Annotated in this window: 1 pseudogene; it reads left to right on the top strand. The window is 42.8% G+C overall.

From position 1 onward, the window contains the following. Nucleotides 1-250: pseudogene (locus AAEY57_RS20640) on the top strand (nuclear transport factor 2 family protein); the annotation flags it as partial.

The following is a 250-nucleotide window of genomic DNA, read 5'->3' as shown; positions in this document are numbered from 1 at the left end:
ACCTAAAGTTGTTTGCACAAAGTTATTACAACGCCATGACCGCCACACAAGCACCTAACGCAGGTGCTAAAGAGCTTGAGGCTTACCTTGCATTGTTAACCGATGATATTGGCAATCAGCACATTCCGTATCAACCGGATGACTCACGTACTCCTGATGGTAAAAAGCAGATGCGCAAAGGTATGAGTTTTTACTTAGGTGCGCACACGTTGTTTGAAAGCACACTGCTTAATATATTTGTGTTTAACGA

It is taken from the genome of Pseudoalteromonas sp. MER144-MNA-CIBAN-0113, assembly GCF_040308965.1.
In the GTDB taxonomy this organism is placed as follows: domain Bacteria; phylum Pseudomonadota; class Gammaproteobacteria; order Enterobacterales; family Alteromonadaceae; genus Pseudoalteromonas; species Pseudoalteromonas tetraodonis.
This window is presented reverse-complemented; position numbering and strand designations above follow the sequence as displayed.